Raw genomic sequence first — 3678 nt, 5'->3', positions numbered from 1 at the left:
GTTTTGGTTTGCCCCATAAGAAGCAGTCCTTTGTTAGGGGCTAATTGGAAGGAGTCCATTGCGTTTTGATCTTCTATGGCATAGGCAATTAGTTTGTGAAACACTTCTTTTTGGTGGTTGATACAGCTTTTAAAAAGTGATTGTTGTTAGCATAGGATTATGCAAGCGAATTAATGCCATTTTCTTTTCTCTGTTCCATTTTTTTATTTTCTTTTCTCGTGCAATAGCATTTTGAATCCAAGTAAACGTCTCGAAATAGATCAAATCTGTTATATAGTACTTTCCTGTGAAACTTTTAGGATTCATTTCTTTGTTCGTTCTATGTTCACCTATTCGTCTTTTTATGTCATTTGTAACACCAATATATAAAGTAGTTCTATATTTATTTGTCATAATATAAACATAGTAGGTGTGAAACCCCGCGGGACTATTTTCATTAAAATCTTTAAATATCATTTTTCTTAGTGCTAAATCAAATGATGTACCAGTAATTGATTACAAATTATAGATGGAAGGTTTACTAAAAAAAAATAGGGGTTCACTAAATTATACCTGATAAACTGTGGATTAAAGCAGTTTTTTGTTCTCAAAAATAATTGTAGATGAAAAGGGTAATTGTTTTTCTTGTATTACTAGTAGGAGCTTGTACGATGCATAGCTGTAAAAAAGGAGGAAAAGTAGTTGAAAAAATTTCTTCTTCCAAAGGCGGAAAGAAGGTAATTGATAATTTAAGTGGTCAGTCAACGGATTTAACCAAAAAATATTCTTTTTCGAAACCAGTAAAGCAAGCGTTAACTTATTTATCTCCTGCTCAATTAACAGATTTAACCACAGATTTAGATCGATTGAAAGGTAAGGCATTTGAAAAATATATAGTAACAAATCCAGAAGGAATAAAAGCGTATAACGCGTTATATGCTTCGCAAAATATGAGAGTTAGAGTTCCTAGCTTGAAAGCTTATGAAAAGCAAATTGCCAAAAATCCGAAACAAATACCGACGCTTCGAGTAGGTGATTTGGAGCATCGAACCCGCGATGTTTTCGACAAGCGATTGGCTGAAGTAAATGAAAAATACAAATCATTGAAAGTTCCTTTCTCTAGACGAATTGTAGATTTGGGTAAATTTAAGGTAGAAGGACTTTTTCCTAATTTCTCTAATCATACACTTGTTAAAATTGATCTTCCTGCTCAGTACCATCAACAATCCAATAAGACTCAGTTTGCCTATGCAACAAACCAGTTGAAAGAACAGTATAAAATGGATCCTAAAGTAATAGAAACAAAATTGATTCAGCTTAATACAGGAAAAAAATATAGTTATGTAGTGGGTGGAGTTACAAAAGAAATCAAAGGCAAGGAGTTGTTAGCTAGGCAAATAGATGATCTTAAAAGTCCGCATGGAAATAAAATCTTTGGTTTCACTTGGCATCATCATGAAGACATAGGTAAGTTAGAATTGGTGTCGGAGCAGGTACATAATGCAGTGAGTCACACAGGGGGAAATCTTATTTGGAGTGGTATTCGATAGATTAATTAATAGATATAGAACAATGAAAATAATTCATTTCGTACTGATTAGCATGTTCGTTTTTTTTATTTCCTGTGGGGATAAGGACGCAGAGGCTATGTTAGGCGAACCAATTGATGTAAACGAAAATAAGGAGTTAAAAACATATTATGAATCACTAATTAAACTCGATCCATATTATTCGACTATCAATACTTGGTTTCAGGAGATTGGAACCCGATTATTGAATGTAGAGAAAGGGGAGTTATATACGATTTTTGAAAGAAAGATTGTCGAAGACGAAAACATTGCAAAAAGAGATGCTTTTGTTCATTTACAATATTTATTGATTACCAAAGAAGCGTATTATATATTGGTTTTTAAACAAGTAGGGCAAGATGTTGAGCCTACTGATATCTTGCGAATTAAACGAGGAGGTTTTTTTAGTAGTGATCAAATGGAGAAGGTTTTTTATGAGAATAATCTCATAGCTAATGTTGAAAGCTTAGGTAAAGTTAAAACAAAATTTTATGTAGAAAACAAAATACAGTATTTCGTTTATACGAGTGAAAATTTAGACGAAACAGAGATAATTACTGTATTAGATTTAGGAAAGGAAAGAAATTTTTAATATGAAAAAAATAATAATAGCACTAGTTGTTTTCTCCTTTATAGGCTGTAAAAAAGATAATTCAGCAGAAAATGAAAGGATTATAAAGGAGATTTTGAACCATCAGTCTTCAGAAGTTCAGGTAGACGAGGGGTATTCACTTGATAATTATGAAGAGAATTTTGATTTGTTAATCAAAAAATATGATTCGAAAATGCGTGTAGTATTAGCGAAGCAAATTGACAATCAATTGACGATGTACAATAGTTTGTTGGTAGACTTATCCAAAGTTAAAAAAACATCAATATCAGATGAAGAGTTCAAGTCTAATGTAGAAAAATTGCAGCAACAAGTTTTAAAGGATTTAGTGGAGAGTGAAATTGTTGTTAATGTGGATTATTTTGAGTTTTTGAACGAATTACATGAATTGACGCAGAAGTATAAAAAACTTAATCCAGGTGCAAATTTAAAGCGATATGATGCATTAGATCGAATAGAATTAAGTGAAGGAGTTAGGCAAAAAATAGAAGAACTGGCTCAGGATGAAAAATTAAAAGCGGATACGAATATAGGAGAAAAAGTTTTGGAGGGATTGAGCTTTTTAGCTTATATGCCCAAAGCACCTGTCCTAGCAGTTGGTTTTGCTGCAGATGTAGCTTTGCAGTTTAGAGAAGAATTACATATAGCGAAGAAGAAAGAAGCGTCGGGATATCATGCACAGATAGATAAGGAAGAGTTGATTGATCGAATTAAACAAAATTTGCCAGCAGATATTTATGATGTAAAGTCTAATTCTTTCTCGACTAAGGCTTCAACTAAAGATCGTAATAAAGCACTTGCAACTACTTTAAATCAAATTAATCGCGCTAATTTAGATTTAGAGCGTGATTTTAAACTTTACCACAATATTCGCAATAATCCAAAAGGAAGAATAGGAGATTATAGTGATGGAATATGGACTGTACATTATCAAAATATGCTTAAAATTAAAAATGAAAATTTAAAAGCATTGAGTGCTAAATAATACAATAAATGAGAAAAAAGGATGTTCAAATGAGTATCCTTTTTTGTTTGGTTATATACTGAACGGTTATCAGAACGGTGGAGATTTTCTGAATAGTCGAATTGTTTTTTAAAATGACGATGAGTAATATTATATCAATAAATCGAATGTATTTTTCTTTAAAAGAACCAACAACGAACAACAATCCTTGCTTGTCTTTCATGGACTCGTAGGACGCGACCCTTCGTTGCCTCAGGGTGACATACTGTGTGTGTACTGTGAATAGTTAACGGTGAACGGTTATCGGTGAACAGTAGATTTTGCTGAAATAGAATGTGTTTTCTTTAAAACAACGAACAACAACCCTTGCTCGTTTTTCATGGACTCGTAGGATGCGACCCTTCGTTACCTCAGGGTGACATACTGTGTGTGTACTGTGTGTGTACTGTGTGTGTACTGTGTGTATTCAACGCCCGTTAATCACCCCCGTCATGTCACCTCGACGTAGGAGAAATCGTAGCGTAGCGAAGATTCATCGAACTCCAAAACAAAATATC

General features: G+C 33.1%; 4 protein-coding genes. 3 read left to right on the top strand and 1 reads right to left on the bottom strand.

Annotated features, from left to right (window positions below; translation table 11 throughout):
* Positions 1–129 precede the first annotated feature (129 nt).
* Positions 130–456, bottom strand: coding sequence for a GIY-YIG nuclease family protein (locus ACPDG9_RS15875; protein ID WP_430528676.1), 327 nt, complete (start codon positions 454–456; stop codon positions 130–132).
* Between the two features lie 146 nt (positions 457–602).
* On the opposite strand from ACPDG9_RS15875, the gene ACPDG9_RS15870 reads away from it, so the two are divergent.
* From ACPDG9_RS15870 to ACPDG9_RS15860, 3 genes are read left to right on the top strand one after another with little or no spacing between them, the layout of a single operon-like run.
* The gene (locus tag ACPDG9_RS15870) at positions 603–1529 is read left to right on the top strand and encodes an HNH endonuclease (protein WP_430528675.1); all 927 of its coding nucleotides are present in this window, start codon (positions 603–605) and stop codon (positions 1527–1529) included.
* Between the two features lie 22 nt (positions 1530–1551).
* A complete protein-coding gene (locus ACPDG9_RS15865) occupies positions 1552–2139 on the top strand; it encodes a hypothetical protein (RefSeq protein WP_430528674.1) in 588 nt (195 codons plus the stop codon).
* Between the two features lies 1 nt (position 2140).
* Positions 2141–3142, top strand: coding sequence for a hypothetical protein (locus tag ACPDG9_RS15860; RefSeq protein WP_430528673.1), 1002 nt, complete (start codon positions 2141–2143; stop codon positions 3140–3142).
* The last annotated feature ends 536 nt before the right edge of the window (positions 3143–3678 follow it).

The sequence above is a fragment of the Myroides sp. C6-3 genome (assembly GCF_050522425.1).
Taxonomy (GTDB): domain Bacteria; phylum Bacteroidota; class Bacteroidia; order Flavobacteriales; family Flavobacteriaceae; genus Flavobacterium.
This window is presented reverse-complemented; position numbering and strand designations above follow the sequence as displayed.

Bases quoted from the DNA above. Each gene is read 5' to 3' on its own strand.
- ACPDG9_RS15875 (WP_430528676.1), bottom strand. From the start codon at position 456: ATGATATTTAAAGATTTTAATGAAAATAGTCCCGCGGGGTTTCACACC.
- ACPDG9_RS15870 (WP_430528675.1), top strand. From the start codon at position 603: ATGAAAAGGGTAATTGTTTTTCTTGTATTACTAGTAGGAGCTTGTACG.
- ACPDG9_RS15865 (WP_430528674.1), top strand. From the start codon at position 1,552: ATGAAAATAATTCATTTCGTACTGATTAGCATGTTCGTTTTTTTTATT.
- ACPDG9_RS15860 (WP_430528673.1), top strand. From the start codon at position 2,141: ATGAAAAAAATAATAATAGCACTAGTTGTTTTCTCCTTTATAGGCTGT.